The sequence below is a fragment of the Alteromonas sp. W364 genome (assembly GCF_031846205.1).
In the GTDB taxonomy this organism is placed as follows: domain Bacteria; phylum Pseudomonadota; class Gammaproteobacteria; order Enterobacterales; family Alteromonadaceae; genus Glaciecola; species Glaciecola blandensis.
On sequence record NZ_JAVRID010000003.1, the window covers coordinates 71,233 to 89,169 of the forward strand.

Annotated in this window: 15 protein-coding genes; 7 read left to right on the forward strand and 8 right to left on the reverse strand. The window is 44.3% G+C overall.

Annotated elements, in window-relative coordinates:
- Positions 1–15: 15 nt before the first annotated feature.
- Both kduI and RM556_RS05680 read right to left on the reverse strand, forming a co-directional pair.
- A complete protein-coding gene (kduI, locus tag RM556_RS05675) occupies positions 16–846 on the reverse strand; it encodes a 5-dehydro-4-deoxy-D-glucuronate isomerase (RefSeq protein WP_311374100.1) in 831 nt (276 codons plus the stop codon).
- Between the two features lie 47 nt (positions 847–893).
- Entirely contained in the window at positions 894–2,273 is a 1,380-nt protein-coding gene (locus tag RM556_RS05680; protein WP_311360989.1) for a DUF4861 family protein, read from the reverse strand.
- A gap of 247 nt (positions 2,274–2,520) precedes the next feature.
- Between RM556_RS05680 and RM556_RS05685 the strand changes: the two genes are divergently transcribed.
- Genes RM556_RS05685 through RM556_RS05705 form a run of 5 tightly spaced genes read left to right on the forward strand, consistent with a single transcriptional unit; the run spans position 2,521 to position 10,161 of the window.
- Positions 2,521–3,855: a glycoside hydrolase family 88 protein gene (locus RM556_RS05685; RefSeq protein WP_311360988.1), complete on the forward strand. Its 1,335-nt coding sequence runs from the start codon at positions 2,521–2,523 to the stop codon at positions 3,853–3,855.
- Between the two features lie 14 nt (positions 3,856–3,869).
- Positions 3,870–4,643, forward strand: coding sequence for a 2-dehydro-3-deoxy-D-gluconate 5-dehydrogenase KduD (kduD, locus tag RM556_RS05690; RefSeq protein ID WP_311374101.1), 774 nt, complete (start codon positions 3,870–3,872; stop codon positions 4,641–4,643).
- Positions 4,643–5,971, forward strand: coding sequence for an alginate lyase family protein (locus RM556_RS05695; protein WP_311360986.1), 1,329 nt, complete (start codon positions 4,643–4,645; stop codon positions 5,969–5,971). Before kduD ends, RM556_RS05695 begins: the two co-directional genes overlap by 1 nt.
- 16 nt (positions 5,972–5,987) lie before the next feature.
- Complete coding sequence (locus tag RM556_RS05700; RefSeq protein ID WP_311374102.1) at positions 5,988–8,489, forward strand: glycoside hydrolase family 2 TIM barrel-domain containing protein; 2,502 nt, start codon at positions 5,988–5,990, stop codon at positions 8,487–8,489.
- Positions 8,467–10,161, forward strand: coding sequence for a hypothetical protein (locus tag RM556_RS05705; protein WP_311374103.1), 1,695 nt, complete (start codon positions 8,467–8,469; stop codon positions 10,159–10,161). The genes RM556_RS05700 and RM556_RS05705 overlap by 23 nt, the downstream gene beginning before the upstream one ends.
- 26 nt (positions 10,162–10,187) lie before the next feature.
- On the opposite strand, the gene RM556_RS05710 is transcribed toward RM556_RS05705, so the two are convergent.
- Both RM556_RS05710 and RM556_RS05715 read right to left on the reverse strand, forming a co-directional pair.
- Positions 10,188–10,703 (reverse strand): Ig-like domain-containing protein, encoded by a 516-nt coding sequence (locus tag RM556_RS05710; RefSeq protein WP_311374104.1) that lies wholly within the window; start codon positions 10,701–10,703, stop codon positions 10,188–10,190.
- Between the two features lie 25 nt (positions 10,704–10,728).
- Positions 10,729–12,321, reverse strand: coding sequence for a DUF4331 domain-containing protein (locus tag RM556_RS05715; RefSeq protein WP_409220054.1), 1,593 nt, complete (start codon positions 12,319–12,321; stop codon positions 10,729–10,731).
- A 294-nt stretch (positions 12,322–12,615) separates the two neighbouring features.
- Between RM556_RS05715 and RM556_RS05720 the strand changes: the two genes are divergently transcribed.
- The gene (locus RM556_RS05720; RefSeq protein ID WP_311374105.1) at positions 12,616–13,155 is read left to right on the forward strand and encodes a sigma-70 family RNA polymerase sigma factor; all 540 of its coding nucleotides are present in this window, start codon (positions 12,616–12,618) and stop codon (positions 13,153–13,155) included.
- Positions 13,152–13,865: an anti-sigma factor domain-containing protein gene (locus RM556_RS05725; protein WP_311374106.1), complete on the forward strand. Its 714-nt coding sequence runs from the start codon at positions 13,152–13,154 to the stop codon at positions 13,863–13,865. Before RM556_RS05720 ends, RM556_RS05725 begins: the two co-directional genes overlap by 4 nt.
- 87 nt (positions 13,866–13,952) lie before the next feature.
- Here the strand turns inward: RM556_RS05725 and RM556_RS05730 are convergent, their stop codons facing one another.
- The 4 genes from RM556_RS05730 to ppa all read right to left on the reverse strand — a co-directional run bounded on the left by RM556_RS05730 (position 13,953) and on the right by ppa (position 17,845).
- Positions 13,953–14,774, reverse strand: a complete 822-nt coding sequence (locus RM556_RS05730) for a DUF4198 domain-containing protein (protein ID WP_311374107.1) — start codon at positions 14,772–14,774, stop codon at positions 13,953–13,955.
- A 238-nt stretch (positions 14,775–15,012) separates the two neighbouring features.
- Entirely contained in the window at positions 15,013–16,632 is a 1,620-nt protein-coding gene (locus RM556_RS05735) for a methyl-accepting chemotaxis protein (protein ID WP_311374108.1), read from the reverse strand.
- Positions 16,633–16,686: 54 nt separating this feature from the next.
- Positions 16,687–17,112, reverse strand: a complete 426-nt coding sequence (locus RM556_RS05740; RefSeq protein WP_311361350.1) for a DUF3299 domain-containing protein — start codon at positions 17,110–17,112, stop codon at positions 16,687–16,689.
- Positions 17,113–17,311: 199 nt separating this feature from the next.
- Positions 17,312–17,845, reverse strand: a complete 534-nt coding sequence (ppa, locus tag RM556_RS05745; protein ID WP_311360977.1) for an inorganic diphosphatase — start codon at positions 17,843–17,845, stop codon at positions 17,312–17,314.
- Positions 17,846–17,937 lie beyond the last annotated feature (92 nt).

Consider the following 17,937-nt stretch of genomic DNA (forward strand, 5'->3'; position numbering starts at 1 on the left):
CAGCTAGCCTTCGCGCTAGCTAATATCTGCAAGTGTTAAGTGATCCATATCGTCAAACTCTTGGTTCTCGCCGCCCATCGCCCAAATGAAGGTGTAGTTGGTTGAGCCCACGCCGCTATGAATTGACCACGTTGGAGAGGCGATTGCCGTCTCAGGTTTCATCACAACAGCGCGCACATTTGACGGCTCGCCCATGAAGTGAAAAACACGTTCGTGTGAGGGCATATCAAAATACATGTAAACTTCCGTACGTCGAGCATGAGTATGTGGTGGCTTAGTATTCCAGACATTGCCAGATTCAATTTCAGTGATCCCCATTACCAACTGACATGATTCGAGGGTTTTAGGGCATAGGCTTTGATAAATTGTGCGTTTATTTGACTGATCTTGCTCGCCTAGAGCGAGTTTGTTCGCGTTCTCTTGTGCGACTAGTTTCGTTGGATAAGCAGTGTGGGCTGGATAGCTGACTAAATAAAATTTGGCTGGCGTGCTTCCGTCCTTACTCGCAAAGCTGACCTTCTCGCTACCTCGACCAATATACAAACTATCTTTATTCGTCATATTGAAAGTCTCGCCGTCTACTGTTACCACCCCCTCGTCACCGATATTTATGACACCGACTTCTCTACGCTCGCAAAAGTAAGCCGATGCAAGCTCTTTATGGGTCGGCAGGTCAATGGTTTTGCTGACTGGCATAACACCACTAACGACAGCACGATCGACGTCGGTATAAGTTAAGGTAATTTCGTCCACAACAAACAACTCTGGAATAGTAAAACCCTCTTCAAGCTCTGCGTTTGTCATTCGTTTGTAACTATTGCTATCTGGTGTTAATAAAAACTTCATGTTTATCTCCGGTCTTATCTTCTAAATCGGTAATACGATTGCCTGGCTTAGTTCTGCCAAGTTACCTCTATCTGTTTGTTCAGCCTAGTTTGAGTCTGCTTCAAATACTCAGAAAAACGTGCCTCTGAGGCAAATAGACTGTTTTCTGCTTCCCAACCTGCAAGGAAGTAGTAGTGTGCCATAGAACCCTGCATGGCCACGGCAATATTGAGCTCAGAATCAATGAGTGTGCTGTTTTCACAAGGATAGAAAAGTGCCATTCCTAAATTATCATCATTCAAGCTTTGTTTGCCATAGGTCGCGCGATAGCACCATGCTTTTGTGTCTTGCCCTTGGGTAGTTGACGAAATACCCTCGGCCATCAATTTCACATCTGCTTTGCTCTTATCATTGCTCACATGGTTCACGATGCCACTTGCCCAGTGATTTAAGCCATCCGCGTTACCGATAACCTCAGTCAAGCGCTGACCACCTGCAATGCGGTAAGTCACTTGCAAGTCATAAGTTTTGTCACCCACTTGCCAAGCTTTTGCAGATAACATTGCACTTGCATAAATAGCGTCATTTCGAATACTTACGTGGCTACTTTGGAAGTCTGTTACTTTGACTATTTCTCCATCAACATATGCCCCTAAAGCGCCTAATCCAAGTGAGCCCCCTACTTTCAAAACATCCATCCCCCACTCGTCTAGTGCGTGGTAATCATCACCGTCTAAGCCGACCTCTTTTAGCGCTAAGCCCACTTGTTGTTTACCAAAAATATCAACTGCACCTCGATTGTCAAAGTAGTAGCGGTAGCCCACTAGTTCTGACTCCCAGCCAAAGCCTTCATATTTAAAGAGTTTATTACCTATTGTATGGTCACTCGGTAACTGGAACTCGCTTACTTGACTGTAAGTGCCGCCCTCGAATTGCATTTTATTATTCATGGTACCGCCAAAACGAACTGCCAGTTCAGCATAAGCCGTACTGCTGTTTTGTTTTTCGAGGCTGCCAGCTTGCAATTTTATAATGCGTAGTCGTTTATGTTCATGAGGTTTAAAAGAGGCCTGAATAAGCAATTCTTTTTGCTCTGAAAAAGAAGCCGATGTAGCCCACTGGTAAGGAAGTGATTGCACCGGCATTTCGCCATCTTTTTGATCTACTAATATCAATAGATTATCGTCTACAAGCAAGCCTTTAGGTAGGTTTGCCGCAGGTACTCTAATAAGCTCATCCTCTCGCGACAAAGGAGTGGAATTAGATGCGTTCAATTTCCACTCAAGCGCGCTTTCAGCAATGGTCATTGTTTTATGAGGATTCTGAATGGAACTGTTGACCAACAGTGCGTTTGCTGGCATCGCAAACATTCCGAAAAGTCCCATCAATCCGCAAGGCACAATCATTCCGTAACGCTTAGTAAAAGCCAAGTTGCTTGTACTAGCCATCCTCTTTTTAATCGTTAACACGCACTTTTGTTTCAATGTAATTTCTTTTCGCAATAGATTCATTTTACTATTCACTATATAGATGAATACAGACTCAGCATCCCCCCAGTTTAGGCATGGTTGAGCGCATTTGTTGCATTGATGTTAAAAATTGTCATAGACATCGATCTAGGAGCAATATACTATACTTAAATTGGTAATGCCACATTACCACCCATACAAATATTCAGAGTGAGGAACTAACGCAGTGCAGCACAATACCAAAATGACACCAATAAGCATGACACCTTCTTCTATAGTAAAAGCGCTCACTTTATCTAGCTTAGTGATGCTTGGCGCGTGTGGCCCAACAGACGATAAAGAGTCGATAACAAAGCCAGCGGCGACACCGCTACAATCTGCAGAGGCGCAAGCACATGTTTTTGCAAAAGTAGATTATCAAGCCCCCATTGAAACGCAGTACTCTCTCAGTTCAGCATTAACTCCTGCTGACATCACTAATGTCGCCACGGCTGTTGCAGACTGGCAGCTTGCACAATTTGATATTCGCTCAAATAAAATGCGCACTGAAATTCGTCCCAGCGGTATTCCGAATGGCTGGATGTATGCGACTTTGCATGTTGGTCTTTGGCATTGGGCAGAAACTAGCGACTCTGATATGTATCGCCAAACGGTACTTAACCTAAGTCAGTTAAATAATTATCAACTTGGTCCTCGCGTTTACCATGCGGACGATCATGCGGTTGGTGATGTTTACTTGTCACTTTTCAACAAATATTCTGGCGAACACCGCATTTTGGATACTATTCAGCACTTCGACCAAGTCGTCGCTGAACCAAGCACAGTCGACCTTTATTTCGACAACAAAGACAAAGAAACCCATCAATTCGAATTACGTAAATTTGTTGACCCTCGCTGCACTAGCCGCTGGTGCTGGGCTGATGCTGTGTTTATGTCTCCTCCAGTTATGGCGCATTTATCCAAAGTCACAGGCGACAATAAATACGTGAACTTCATGGATAAAGAATTCTGGGAAATGACCAAGTACTTATTCGATGAAGAATACGGCTTATACTTACGAGATAGTCGCTATTTTGACCGCAAAGATGATCAAGGGCGTCGCATCTTTTGGGGTCGTGGTAATGGTTGGGTACTGGCTGGATTAGCCCGCACCATCGATTATTTACCTGCAGATTTCGCTAAGCGTGAAGCCTACATTGACCTGTATAAATCAATGAGCAAAACCTTACTGAAGTATCAACTAGAAGACGGTAGTTGGCCTTCCTCATTGCTAGAGAAAAATGCTGATACTCACTCTGAAACCAGTGCAACGGGTCTGCTTGCATATGCACTCGCGTGGGGTATCAACCATGAACATCTCGATGCCGATGAATTTACGCCTGCTGTTACCAAAGCGTGGGAATCTATCGTGACCAATATCCATCCAAATGGAAAGGTCGGCTATGTCCAGCAAGTTGCCTTTGCACCAGGCAGTGCGACAAAAGAGGATACTCAGCTGTACGGCAGTGGCGCAGTGCTCTTAGCTGCATCTGAAATCTATAAAATGATGACAGCGAAATAGAAAGGAAGCGAAGCATGAATAATTACCTACAGACTATGTTTTCTCTTGAAGGAAAAGTAGCACTAGTGACGGGCGCAAGTCGTGGTTTAGGCAAAGCGATGGCTATTGCTCTTGCTAAAGCGGGCGCAGACTTAGTGCTGACAGCTACCAACGAAGCGAACTTGAAGTCCACGCATGACGAGATCCAAGGCTTAGGCAGAAAAGTGCTATCTATTGGCTGTGACCAGAGTCAAACAGAGCAAATCAACAAGGTGTTTGAAGAAGTAAAGAGTACTTTTGGCAAACTCGATATTCTCGTTAATAACGCGGGGACAATCCGCAGAGCGCCAGCCGATAAGACAACAGATGAAGATTGGCAACACGTAATCGACACCAACCTAAATGGTGTTTTTCATTTTTGCCGCAGCGCTGGTCAAATGATGTTGGCGCAAGGCGGTGGTAAAATTATCAATGTCGCTTCTTTACTCACTTTTTCGGGCGGTATTACCGTACCCGCTTATGCCGCAAGTAAAGGGGCTGTTGGCCAGCTGACAAAAGCACTTGCGAATGAATGGGCGGCAAGCAATATTCAAGTGAATGCGATTGCGCCAGGTTACTTCTCTACAGACAACACTCAACAACTTCGCGATGATAGTGAACGAAATGCGAGCATCACTGCGCGGATCCCATGTGGAAAATGGGGCCAACCAGAAGATTTAGCAGGTAGTGCGGTCTTCTTGGCCAGCCAAGCTTCGAACTATGTTAACGGACATATTATGCTCGTTGACGGCGGATGGATGGCTCGCTAATGGCTAGCTCTACCCTTCGTTCTGCGCTATTGCTGAGTGTTGTTGCGTCAGTTTTTCTAATTAGAGATGTTGTTGCTCAGACCCAAGCAACAGAGGAGCCTGTGATAGCAAGGCTGGTGCTACTCGACGAACAAGACTTACTTGAAGTAAAAGCGGCTTATATCGCGGCGAAAAATAAAAATGGACGTTCGATTCACACCGAAGCAATCAAGCTCATACTAGAGCAAGCCGATAAAGCCATGAAAACTCAATATCTGTCGGTAACAAACAACCCAGAGATACCCGCCAGTAAGGATAATCACGACTACTTTAGTGTGGGTCCGTATTGGTGGCCAGACAAATCAAAGAAAAATGGTCTTCCATGGATAAGAAAAGACGGCCAGACTAACCCAACATTTCGTGGACCAAGCGCAGACAATAAGATGTTTGCGACTTTGATGAATGCCAGTCACCATTTATCCTTGGCTTATTTTTTCACGGGTGATAAACGTTACGCTCAAAAAGCGCAGCGTCTGCTTTCGCATTGGTTCATAAGGGCCGAAACAAAAATGAACCCACATCTTAACTTTGCCCAAAGTATTCCAGGTAGAGTGCATGGCCGCGGTATTGGCATAATTGAGTTTCGTGACTTACTGCGTATTTTGGATGCGGTTACACTGATAAAAGAGGTGAGTGACCAAGACTTTCAAGCGAGTTTTAATGAGTGGACCACCATTTTCTTAGGTTGGTTGCTTGAGAGTGCTAATGGCCAAGATGAAGCGGCAAAAGAGAACAACCATGGTACTTTCTACGATGTACTAGTGATTGGTATCGCTTTGCACCTTGGTTTTGACGACCTTGCTACAAAAATTACCGCACTCAGCAAACAGCGAGTAAAAGGGCAAATAAAGAAAAATGGCAAACAGCCCCATGAGCTCGATCGCACACGACCATTTAATTACACTGCATTCAACTTGGTCGGCTTCACCCGTATTGCGAATATGTCTGATCGCATCGGGGTAAGTTTATGGGAGCAACCTTCAGCTACAGATCAACGAATATTAAAGGCATTGGAATTTGCCGTCGCCAATTTATCCACCACAGACTATTGGCCTGGTAAACAGGAAAAAAGCATCGACTACTACAAACTAGTAGCGCCGGCCTTACTTGCCAGAAAAGCCTACGCGGAAAACCCTACGGTTAGCCAACAGATTGACCAATACCTGCAGATTATAGCGAGTAAATCAGAGCAAGCTAAACAACAGCTCGCAATTTGCGCCGCACTATTTAACTACCCTTATTCATTACCTTCGAACAACGATGTGAAATATCGTAGTTGTACGTATTAAAAATCAGGATTTAGCCATGATAAATGTTCATCCACCCTCACTTTTTCGCTCCTCACTATTAGGCGCTAAATGCTGTGCTCATGCCGTTCGTATGACCTTTGGGCCCGTTTTATTTGCCATTTGCTTAGTACTTGTGAGCCTAGGGGTCCACTCTGCAACGCCAAAAGCCAAGGCTCATGCTGAAGCAATACCTTTCAATGATAGCTGGGAATATTTGCAAGAGAATCACCGAGACATCGCACTTGCGCTACAGAGCCGTGACTGGAGTGCAATTTCTTTGCCTCATACTTGGAATGCAACCGATACGATGGACGCTGAACCGGGCTACCGACGCAACGCAAGCTGGTATAAGAAAACCTTTAAAGCAGAAGCCTTTGATGGCGTCACGCAATTATATTTTGAAGGTGCTAATTTTGAAACACAGGTTTATCTCAACGGAAGGCTAGCTGGTGAGCATGTTGGTGGTTATGTCGGTTTTACTATCGACCTGACGAAATATTTGAAAACCAGCGGCAACAACGAATTGTTGGTGAGAGTATCCAATCGTTACAACCGAAACCTGATCCCTTCTCAGAAATCAGACTTTTTCTTGTTCGGCGGGATCACGCGTGACGTCTGGTTAAAACGTTTACCGCAAAAACATATCGATTACATGGCTATTACAACGCCGTCTGTGTCTGCGGAGTCAGCAAGTACAGAGGTAAAAGTCGATGTCGTCGCCGACGAGGCAGCTAGCTTCACAGTGATGGCGGAGATTATTGCGCCAAGCGGTGAGAGAGTGCAACGCCAAACTATAGAACTGCTTGCAAATAAGGGAATGAACAGCACAAAACTGAACTTCGAAGCCATCAAACAACCCATCCTCTGGTCGATCGATGAGCCAAACCTTTACCAGATGAAACTAAGCTTATTGGATGCTAACAAGAAGGAATTGCACACCAAACTCGATACCTTCGGTTATCGCTGGTTTGAGATGAAACCTCACAAAGGCTTTTTCTTAAACGGTGAACGCGTTCTGATCCGTGGTACCCATCGCCATGAGGAGCATGCAGGCTTAGGAGCGGCATTACCGAACGAGCTGCACCGTAAAGATATGCAGATGATGAAAGACATGGGCGCCAATTTTGTGCGCCTAGGTCACTATCCACAAGATCCTGAAGTGTATAAAGCCGCCAACGAATTAGGTTTGCTCATTTGGGATGAGTTGCCGTGGTGTCGCGGCGGTAAAGGCGGTGCAGAATGGGAAAAGAACACCGAATACCTATGGCAAGCCCAAGTAAAACAGAACATAAATCATCCCAGCATTATATTCTGGTCCTTGGGTAATGAAATATATTGGGAGGAAGATTTTGAGGGTGGTGGCGCAACCGAGCTAATTAATCCCTACCTCGAAAAGCTAAACACAATGACCAAAGAAATGGATCCCTATCGCTTAACCAGTATTCGCAAATACTATCCGGGTTCAGATATTGTTGATGCTTTTTCGCCTTCAATTTGGGCAGGCTGGTACGGTGGATCCTACAGTCAGTATGAAGAGGCATTAAAAGATGCGCATGCAAAATATCCAACCTTTATGCATATGGAATACGGCGGTTCTAGCCACGTTGGACGTCACACTGAAACCCCTATTTCACCTAAAGGTTTGAGAAACGCTCAGGTGTCTGTGTCTGAAGCGGTCAATCAAGCCGTTGTAAGAAGTGTTGCGAAAGACAGTGATTGGAACTCAAACTATATCGTAGACCTGTTTGATTGGCATTTGAACGTGTCTGAGAATCTCCCTGACTTTGCGGGTAACGCACAATGGGCTTTTAAAGACTTTGGTACGCCTTTACGTCCATTAAACCCCATTCCTTATACGAACATGAAAGGCTTAGTAGATCGCAGCGGAAACTTCAAAGATGCCTATTATGTGTTTGCTAGCTACTGGAAAAAAGAGCCCTTCTGTTGGATAGAGTCACACACTTGGACGCATCGCAATGGACCAAAAGAGGGCCGTGATGTGACGGTTTACTGTAATACCGATAGCGCAGAATTATTTCTTAATGGTGAGTCGCTAGGGAAAAAAGAGAAGCAACAAGGTGTTGTACCTGCTGGCGGTTTGGTGTGGAAAGTCCCCTTTAATAATGGTGAAAACACACTTAGCGTAAATGGCTTTAAAGACGGTGAAAAAATTGCAGAAGATGAGCATGTAGTTACCTACCTAATTGGTAAACATGGCAAGTTTAAAACCATTAACTTACAAGCAGAAAACATTGAAGGTAATCGTTGGTTGATAACCGCAGAGGCGGTAGATAAAGAGGGTAATCGTGTATTAGATTACTCAGAGCGCGCCTACTTCTTTAACATAGGAGAGCAAGGTAAGCTAGTGAAAGACCAAGGTACTCCATATGGAAGCAGCACCATTGATATGGCGAGTGGTTTTGCCGCAATTGAATATATCGACAATGGCAAAACGAGTACCATCGAATACCGCGGCCAAAATGTAAAAGGAGTGTATGTTGAAATTACACCTAACTAAGCATTTATTTGCGGGAACGATGGCTCTCTCGCTTGCTGCGATGACGGCAAGTGCCGCTCAAGCCACCGTACAAGCAATTGGCGCTGCACTGCCTGACATTCTTTCAAATGAGAAAGTCATGAAAGATAAGTTCTTACCAGACTACTCTTTTGCCGGTTATGCGAACTCAGAGAAAGCACCCAGCACGCAGGATTTCACTGTTATTAACGTAGCAGATCACGGCATTTTTGCGAATGATGGTTTAGACGACAGCCAAGCCTTATTAACCTTACTCGACAACCTACGTGAATCAGATGAACCGACTGTCCTGCAGTTTTCTAAAGGACGCTATATTATTAGTTCAATCATCTACTTTGACCGAAATAACTTAGTCGTTCGCGGCGAAGGCAGTGGTGCAAGCGGCACTGAATTTTACTTCCCTCGCCCACTCATTTATACCGAAGCACCTGAATTGAAAGAGCTAAAAGAGTATCTGGTCTCATTAAATAAAATACAAAAAGAGAAGAAAAACAACATCTACCTTCCCTTTACCGAGTGGGCTTGGTCAGGCGGTTATTTTTGGACACGTATTAAAGATCTTCGCGTGAAAAAATACCTCGACAAATATGATGTACCCATTCGTACGTTAGCGACACCAAGCAAAGGAACACAAGGGGGATTCATCCTCACGGTCGATACTAGTGACAAACTGAAAGTAGGCGAAATCATCGAATTGCAGTGGTACAACACCAAAGGCGAAAACGCCCCCATTATCAATGAGCTTTACCACGGTTTAGTTGATAATGTCGGCTCTCATCATTGGCGCTTCGCTAACCTAGCACTCGCAAGACAACAATCAGAAATCGTCGCTATAAACGGCAATCAAGTAGAATTGAAAACACCACTTTTGCACAACATTCACGAAGGCATGGAAGTGAATTTGGCACCTTGGGAGCACCTCAGCAATATTGGCTTTGAGCACTTCACTATGACCTTTCCTTTCGCTGAACGCATTGCACATCACGTAGAACAAGGCTTCAACGGCATATACTTAACCCGTTTATATAACGGATGGGTAGACGACGTCAAAATTACCAATGCAGACAGTGGTATTTTAACCGAGGAAGTCGCGAATATCAGTATCACAGATGTGGTTACTGACGGTGAAAAATTCGCTCATTATTCCGTGCAAATGGGGGCGGTGCACAATGTGTTGGTTGAAAACCTTCAGGTTAAAAATAAGGTAGAGCATCCTCTAAGCTTTAACACCTTTGCTACCAAGAGTGTCTATCTAAGAAGCTCTATCGATATCGATCCGGTACTTGATCAACACAGCGGCGTGAACCAACAAAACCTCTTCGACATGATTAGCGTAAACGTCACTTTAGATGAAAATCGACAATATCCGCTATTTGCTGGCGGAGGTGCAAGCTATTGGAAGCCTTCCCATGCAGCTTACAATACATTTTGGAACATTAATGTCCGTTTTCAAAACGGGCATGCAAGTGCACAAAGTGTGCTGTTAAATGGGATGAAAGATGGACCGAAAGCACGAGTGATCAGCGTAAATGGCAATGTACCAGTACATGTAGAATATGGTCCAGATGCCTACATTGAAGGCACTAACTGGGTGTATCCTGAAGCAGAATCGCTGTTTGAATATCAGCTTAAAAAGCGCTTATCGCAAGAATAAAGGAAAGCCTTCCTTGGCTTTCATAACTAATTTGCGTCTATCAAGTCCTGATAGTCCGTTTGACTTGCAATGTCTTGGATAAACTCTCTTCCATTGACCGACAATGGTTCATCGCTCGGTCCTTGGTTGAAAGCATCACGGCTAAACTGACTAAAAGACAGTTGCAAGGCTTCAATAGTAATATTGATTGTGCCACTTACTCGCTCGGCTTTCCCGTCGCTGACCGAGTAGGCAAACGTATCGGAACCCGTGAGCTCATCAAAAGGAGCATAGGTAAACGCACCATCTGCTGTCAAAGTGACACTTCCTAGTTGCGGCTCACTGCTAATTTCAAAAATTAATGTATCACCATTAGCATCGCTAGCTGGCAAGGTATCGATAATATCCGTCTCGGTTTGAGTTGTGAATACGGCATCTGCGGCGATTGGCGGCACATTTGGTTCAAAGTCAACATCATCGTCATTATCGAAACAAGCACTTACGCCTAATATCATGGACGATACGGCCAGTAATTGCATACCATTGCGACTTAGTTTATTCATGTTTTACTCCTTAATTCGTATCCAATTATTCAGAACCTGCAATAGGGCTTGCTAAGTAAGGGAATGTTGCATCCATCATACTGGCATCCAATGGTGCACCATCAGTAAAGGGAACATTCCCAACAACCGCATCCTCTGGGTTACATAAGCCTAAATTCGTGGGTTCACCATTAATCGGAATCGGATGGCAAAGTGCTCCCATTACCACACGCAAAGCAATATCTACAACATCATCACCAGGGCGACGACCATTCGGAAAGCCAGCTAAATCATTGCCTGCAACACCAAAGGGCGACTGCTCAGCTTGTGCGGTAGCAGGTATGGCCGTATTGAGCCTCAACATTTCAGAAGGTGTGACGGTAGAAAGCTGATTAACACCTTCAAATCCTGTTAGAAATGCCGTGACTAAATCCACTCTTGGGAAGTTAGTTGGCGCGATGGTTTCAAAGCTTGCACCCAAGGTTGCATTCACTGGGTCTTTGAACAGAATATTGAGTAATTCTGGTAGTGCTGGGTGAGTCACATAGTCAGCAAATTGCCCATCATCCTTCGGGTGAGCGCTGGAGAATTTGTCCTTGTCGCCAATTCCGATAACAAGCTCATTCACTAGCGGCGAACCCAAGCGAGATACCTGAGTAAGCGCGCCTCCTGTCACCTCAGGCTTATCAAAACTTGCATTCGGGTTTAGGATCCGTGCTTGAGGCAAACTAGCACTTGTCCAACTGCCTATGGTGCCGTTCCCATTGCCGGTCACACAAGACTTTGGTACTTCAATAGCGATACTCGTCACATTCTTATCGACTAAATCATCATTGTTGGCGTTTTGCGTAATGCCTCCCGGAAAACCACCATTGTCGTCTGCACCCGGCGCACTGTCGCCTTCAACGGGTACATAATTGACTAGGTCGAACGTTTCCCCAAGGTTCACTGCAAAAGGGTCTTTTCGTTGACCAACGAATACTCGGCCCATCTCATCACAACCGGGGATCGCAATGTCATATATAAAGCTATTGGCGTAGCTTTGATAACCGGCAAGATTAGAAAAGGTTTTATTACCGATGTAGTCGAGTGGCTTACCAAAAGCTTCCCCACCACTGGTGGCATTTGTAACGGGTGTGCGTGTTCCTGTCCGCGCATTCCCTTCAATCATGGTAATTGTGTAGGACTCAGCAAAATTCGCAGCACTTTGGTCAGCGCTGGATATAGGACCAATATTGATTAAAGGCACACCGACCGAACGTTGGTTACCTTCAGGACCTATCGTTAATTTAACGCCTTGGTTGTCGTTCGCGAGTTTTCTATCAAAATCAAATGCGAAGCTAAGATCTTCCTCAGCATCACCATCAGTATCAATGTGGATGCTGTAAACGGCTTCAGGATCCATTGGAAAATAGTTCGGTCCACCATACGCATCCTGCAATGGAATGTAGTTGGCGATCATGGTGACATAGTCGCCTCGGCCTTCTTCATAACTATTAAACGCATAAAAGTCGGTAGAATCTACCGTAGGAAAACGCGTGATATTCGGTGCTTCTCTGTGGCTTGATGCCTGCACGGCACTGCTAATAGCCATTCCGCACAAAGCAGAAACAATTAGTGATAGCTGTGTTTTTCTCATAGTTAGTCTTCCTTATTGATTGTAATTACTAAGAGCCAAACGCGCGAAGGAATGAAGTGGATGCAAGAAATATAAGCTTTCTCAAATTAAGCATGTGAACAAGCGCTTCGAGGCAGTAAGAAGCTGAAAGAGTTAAGAAATTTAAAAAGTAAGCACTATACTAGGGTAAACATTTAGTCGTATGTCGATTTCCAGGCGGCACATTTTTTAAAAAGGCCGTTTCCTGCATCCAATTTGAACTACTAGCCGTTTGGGTGTTTGAAGTATAAAAACAAGCAGATCATGGAAAACAATATGGAACATGAAGAACTATTACCTTTGCTGTTAAAAGTTGCGCGAAATGATCGTCCGGCTTTTGAAGCAATTTACAATAAGACCCGCGGCCAAGTTTATGCCGTCGCATTAAAGATGTTAGCGAAACCGGAGTTGGCGGAAGAAGCCACACAAGAGGCTTTTGTCAGGATTTGGTACAACGCAAGTCAATATACAGAAGGTAAAGGCACCGTCCTCACATGGATTATCAGTATCGTGCGCTACCGTGCTCTTGATATCCTTAGGTATCGCAAGGTTCGCAAAGAAGAGGGGGTAGCGGATCTGGACAGCATTCCTTCGTCAAATATTGAAGCCTCAGAGTCAGAGAGCGACCATGAGACAGGCAAGCTTAGTCGTTGTATGAATGAACTAGACCACATGCAAAGACAAGCTATTCATTTAGCCTATTTTAATGGTTGTTCGCATGGCGAAGTTGTTGCACATATGGAGAAGCCACTTGGCACAATCAAGAGTTGGATTCGAAGAGGTCTTCAAGCCTTAGAGAGGTGTTTAAGCTTATGAATTATAATGATACCAAACTACTTTCTTCACTCGCCGCAGAATACGTTCTGGGCACTCTACGGGGTGCTGCGCGAAATCGCTTTGAAGCTATTAAAGTCAAGAATGCAAAAGTACAAGCAGCAGTGCATTACTGGGAATCTCAATTAAATGTGATGGCCACTGCCATTGACCCTGTTGAACCTCCAGCAAGTGTTTGGAGAGAGATACAGCAAAACTTAGGTTTTGATTTTAATCCGGAAAAGCTCAGTGGTATTGAAGTTTCACCTGAAATAAGAAAGCAAGCCAGCGCCAATGACAGTTGGAAAGCCTTGAGTGGTTTAGCGGTGGCTGCTAGCTTGTTTCTAGCCGTTGTATTCTATCAATTTTCAAGTGATGTTAAGTCACCTGAAGCTGTCGCTATTTTTGCTAACGCAGAGCAAAAAACCTTGTGGTCAGTTGATGTGCGTAAAGACAGTTTGTTTATTCGTAGTACGCAAAACTTAACAAAACGTCCCACAAACGACTATCAATTGTGGATTGTACCTGCATCAGGTGACGCGCCTATTTCTTTGGGTTTATTACAGCAAGAAGGTACCTTTATTCTGCAAAAGCCTGAGGTTTTCGATCAACTTGAGATTGCAGCCTTAGCCGTCAGCTTAGAACCCAAAGGCGGTAGCCCAACAGGAGCGCCAACTGAAGTCTTATTTGCTGCGGAGTTGGCCTTACTATAAGGTGACTTGAAGGACATGCAAAGTAAGCAAAAAAGCGAGCAATCTATTCAGGTTGCTCGCTTTTTTAATGGATAGACTAGGCTCACTTTACTTGTCGTAGCCAAACGTTAAGCTAGAAAAATAACTCTCAAACTCGGCCGTGCTCTGGTCGGCATTTGGTACAGCCCAAATCACATTCACAATCCAACTGCCTTGCGTGTCGATAGTGAAAGTCGCTTCACCTTTGGCGTTAGTTCTCATTTCCTGTTTCTCAGGCGAGGCCACAGAAAGCTGCGCAATATCGACAAGCGCGTTCTCAAGAGGCTTCCCTCTAAAGAGAACCTTTATCGGTAATGTTGCTTCACCTTTAAGTGTATACGGGTTCTGCATGGGCACGATTTCGAGCATGTGCCCAATGGGCTTAGTGATGTTGTCGGTATATGTATCTCCAACTTGGAGTAAGCTTTTTGCCTTGCGTGAATATATTTCACGACCATCGTCCTGGTTTTGGTTTAAGCGATTTCGCTGCTCAAGCACTAGCGCTAAACCTTCTTTTTTAGCGTAATCATTAAACTTATCCGCGGCCAGACTGCTAAAGCTATGATAGCTCTCAAAGCCCAATATGTGTGTCCCCTCCTCTGACAAGACAACATTCGCAAATCCCTTAATTAAACCATTATTCACATGCACATTTTCAATCTGATCTTTAAATTCGCCGTCACTATAAGTGCGAAGCGCAACAATACGATCCCAGCTCAATGACCAAGGGCTCACATCGTTTGCATGGCCGACTAAAAACTTAACAGGCACTTTTGTTGGAGCAGTATCGGCATGAAAACTCTTGGGGTTTAACCAAAAATCATGGGCATTAACTATGGTTACATTGACACTCAATAGACATATCAGGGCACACTTTGGAATGAATCGCATGGGCTCTCCTTAGAACTCGGTTTTTATCGCTTTGTATGTAAAGCGCGAATGTTTATTCTTAAAACAATACGGCGAAGGATGAGCAAACCTCACCCCACGACAAACCTTACTCCCCACTTTTCACTTTAGATGCAAAATGTGTGTAAAAACGGTAAAACCAACTAGATAAATGCCTTTTTTGTGCGGACAGAAACAAAAAAAGCGACCCATTGGCCGCTTCTTATGACGTTAATGATGACTAGTATTTAAACTGCTGCATAATTCGGTTGAAGTCTTTGGATAGCTGTTCTAGCTCACCACTCACTACGGTAAGTTGCTCAGAGCTTGTTGTAGTGTCTTCAGTTCGATTGTTAATTTCATCCACGTTAGATGAAATCATATCAGCCACTTTTTGCTGTTCGCCAGTAGAGTTAGCAATTTGATCATTCATGCGCGTAATACGGCTAATGGTTTCAGTAATTGCATTCAAACTTGAGCCAGCTTTGTTTGCTTCATCAACACTGATGGTTGCTTGCTCAGTTCCTTTGGCCATCACAGACACCGCAGAACGAGCAGCATCTTGTAATTGCTCAATAGTAGCTTGAATTTCTTCTGTGGATTGTTGTGTTCTCGAGGCCAAGGTTCTCACTTCGTCAGCAACCACCGCGAATCCTCTTCCTTGTTCACCGGCACGAGCAGCTTCAATCGCCGCATTCAGGGCTAGTAAGTTGGTTTGCTCTGCAATACCCTTAATTACGTCCAGAACGACACCCACTTGGTTTGAATCTTGTTCCAATTTTTTGATGACCACAGCGGTCTCTTCAACTCGTGACGCCAAGCTTTGAATGCTCATGACAGTCTGATTAACGACTCGCTGACCATCGTCTGCGGCTGTTGATGCTTCTCCGGCCGCCAATGCAGCTTCATTCGCACTGCTAGCCACCGCACCCACGCTCGTGGTCATTTCATCTACAGCTGCCTTCGCATCGGCCGCTGCGAGTTGTTGAGAGGAAATCGTTTGACGAGCTTGGTTCGACACTTGGTTAAGGTCAGAAGCAAGGTTCGACAATGGCTTACTAGAGTTACCAATGTCTTTCACAACACCTTGAAGCTTTTCAATAAACTGATTAAACCAATAAACCAAATCACCTATTTCGTCGGTGTTTTTTGTTTTAATTCTGATAGTGAGATCGCCATCTTCTTGAGCGATATCTTTCAGTGAATTAACCACATCAACAATACTTTTGCGAAGGTTATTCACAATCGGTAAGGCGGTCGCAAACAATAGAACCATGGTTACCAAGCCCATACCAATACCGAGGTAAATCATAAACTGAGCGGATTCATTCGCACCAATAATGGCAGCGTTAAAAGAGTCCTCGCGTTGTTTACTGAATTCATTCAACTTAGAAACGGCAGAACCAAATAAGTTGTTCATTTCTTGTGAGATAGCTTGCAGCTTCGAGTAATCTGCGGTGCCGTCGATCATAGATTTACTAACGTCGTAAGCCATAGCGAAGTATGCTTCGAAGCTTTTAAGAATGGGTCTAACGTCACCGGACATGCCCTCGCCCAGATTAATAATCAAATTGAGATGATCAACAGTTTTTTCAGCCAAGTCTTGCGCTTTTTCTAAGGCATCTTCATCGCCGGTCGTCACTGCTGCACTCAAGGTTTCTTTGGTGTTCTCCATGCTATTAAGCGCTTCGCGAGAATTCAGTAAAGCGGGCGTTTGAACTGCCTGTGCATCTTCTAGCTGCGCAACATTGTCGTAGGCAGAAATAGTACTGATAACGATGTACAACGCAAAACTCACTGTCCCTATGATTGGGATAAGAAAAAGTTTTTTCGCGATCGAGAGCTTGGCCAGAAAATTCATATTTCACCTAATTATGTAATGGTTGTGCACAACTACCGTGCAAAATATTCTTATCTATCCATCGAAAGCGCTAACTAGCTCACCTTTTAAGGTGTAACCAACTGTTGCTATATCCCCTTTCCAGCCGTCTGTGGACAACACGCCCGTTACCCAAACAGCATCATATAAGTTATCTATCGGCACACCTTCAGAAAATTTTACATAAACTATCTGATTTGATGGCGGTGGCGGTACATGAATGCATGCACCAAAGTAAGGAACAAGTAAAAATTCAGTGATATTATCGGCGTCTCCCTCAAGAGGAACAACGAATCCAGGGATTTTTACATACTGCTCATTTAATTCTTGTTTCAGCGGAGCATCGGGCTCCAACTGCGTCATGTCACCATTGTGATCAATGGCACTCGGTGGCACAACGTAACCTTCTGGTATCATGTCTTCCCAATATAATTCCAAAGGCTCAAGCTTCGTTTCTTGCATGGCGTTTGCAAATTGAGTGCCCACCAAGACGCTCAAAACTACCGCGACCCATAAGCTTACCGTATTCATTTTAATTAGTTTCAAGTACTTCACCCCTTTAAAGTATCAACTTTAGTCTATGCGTATAAAGTTTCAGACGCAATCAACAAGCACAAAAAAGCCCGCATAAAGCGAGCTTCTTTTCTTACAAAATCAGCGACTATGCTGTTTTGTTATATCTTTCAACACTAGATACGATTTCTGCTTTAGCAGCCTCAACGTCAGCCCAACCGTTGATCTTAACCCATTTATTTGGCTCTAAATCTTTATAGTGTGCGAAGAAATGCTCAATCTGACTCTTTAATAGCGCAGGAACATCATCGATGTCGTTAACGTCGTTATAAATTGTCGATAGTTTGGCAACAGGAACTGCGATCACTTTCGCATCTTCACCCGACTCATCTGTCATGTTTAAAACGCCAACTGGACGGCACTTAATTACTGAACCGGCAATAAGTGGATGTGGTGCCATGACCAATACATCAACCGGGTCACCATCGTCAGATAAGGTTTTGTTCACGTAACCATAGTTAGCTGGATACTGCATACAAGTTGCCATGAAACGGTCAACAAAAAGCGCACCAGTGTCTTTATCAACTTCGTATTTCACTGGTGAAGAGTAAGCTGGGATTTCGATAATTACGTTCACTTCTTCTGGGGCGTTTTTGCCCACAGGGATGTCATTTAAGCTCATGCTGTATTCCTATTAAAAAACTATGTAAAAACTAATTAAAATAACTGCCGCGATTATATGTAAAAGCGCGTGCAGTATCTAGTATTAGGGGC

Excerpts from the sequence above, each read along its gene's own strand:
- kduI (WP_311374100.1), bottom strand. The coding sequence starts at position 846 with ATGAAGTTTTTATTAACACCAGATAGCAATAGTTACAAACGAATGACA.
- RM556_RS05680 (WP_311360989.1), bottom strand. The coding sequence starts at position 2,273 with ATGGCTAGTACAAGCAACTTGGCTTTTACTAAGCGTTACGGAATGATT.
- kduD (WP_311374101.1), top strand. The coding sequence starts at position 3,870 with ATGAATAATTACCTACAGACTATGTTTTCTCTTGAAGGAAAAGTAGCA.
- RM556_RS05695 (WP_311360986.1), top strand. The coding sequence starts at position 4,643 with ATGGCTAGCTCTACCCTTCGTTCTGCGCTATTGCTGAGTGTTGTTGCG.
- RM556_RS05700 (WP_311374102.1), top strand. The coding sequence starts at position 5,988 with ATGATAAATGTTCATCCACCCTCACTTTTTCGCTCCTCACTATTAGGC.
- RM556_RS05705 (WP_311374103.1), top strand. The coding sequence starts at position 8,467 with ATGTTGAAATTACACCTAACTAAGCATTTATTTGCGGGAACGATGGCT.
- RM556_RS05710 (WP_311374104.1), bottom strand. The coding sequence starts at position 10,703 with ATGAATAAACTAAGTCGCAATGGTATGCAATTACTGGCCGTATCGTCC.
- RM556_RS05715 (WP_409220054.1), bottom strand. The coding sequence starts at position 12,321 with ATGAGAAAAACACAGCTATCACTAATTGTTTCTGCTTTGTGCGGAATG.
- RM556_RS05720 (WP_311374105.1), top strand. The coding sequence starts at position 12,616 with ATGGAACATGAAGAACTATTACCTTTGCTGTTAAAAGTTGCGCGAAAT.
- RM556_RS05725 (WP_311374106.1), top strand. The coding sequence starts at position 13,152 with ATGAATTATAATGATACCAAACTACTTTCTTCACTCGCCGCAGAATAC.
- RM556_RS05730 (WP_311374107.1), bottom strand. The coding sequence starts at position 14,774 with ATGCGATTCATTCCAAAGTGTGCCCTGATATGTCTATTGAGTGTCAAT.
- RM556_RS05735 (WP_311374108.1), bottom strand. The coding sequence starts at position 16,632 with ATGAATTTTCTGGCCAAGCTCTCGATCGCGAAAAAACTTTTTCTTATC.
- RM556_RS05740 (WP_311361350.1), bottom strand. The coding sequence starts at position 17,112 with ATGCAAGAAACGAAGCTTGAGCCTTTGGAATTATATTGGGAAGACATG.
- ppa (WP_311360977.1), bottom strand. The coding sequence starts at position 17,845 with ATGAGCTTAAATGACATCCCTGTGGGCAAAAACGCCCCAGAAGAAGTG.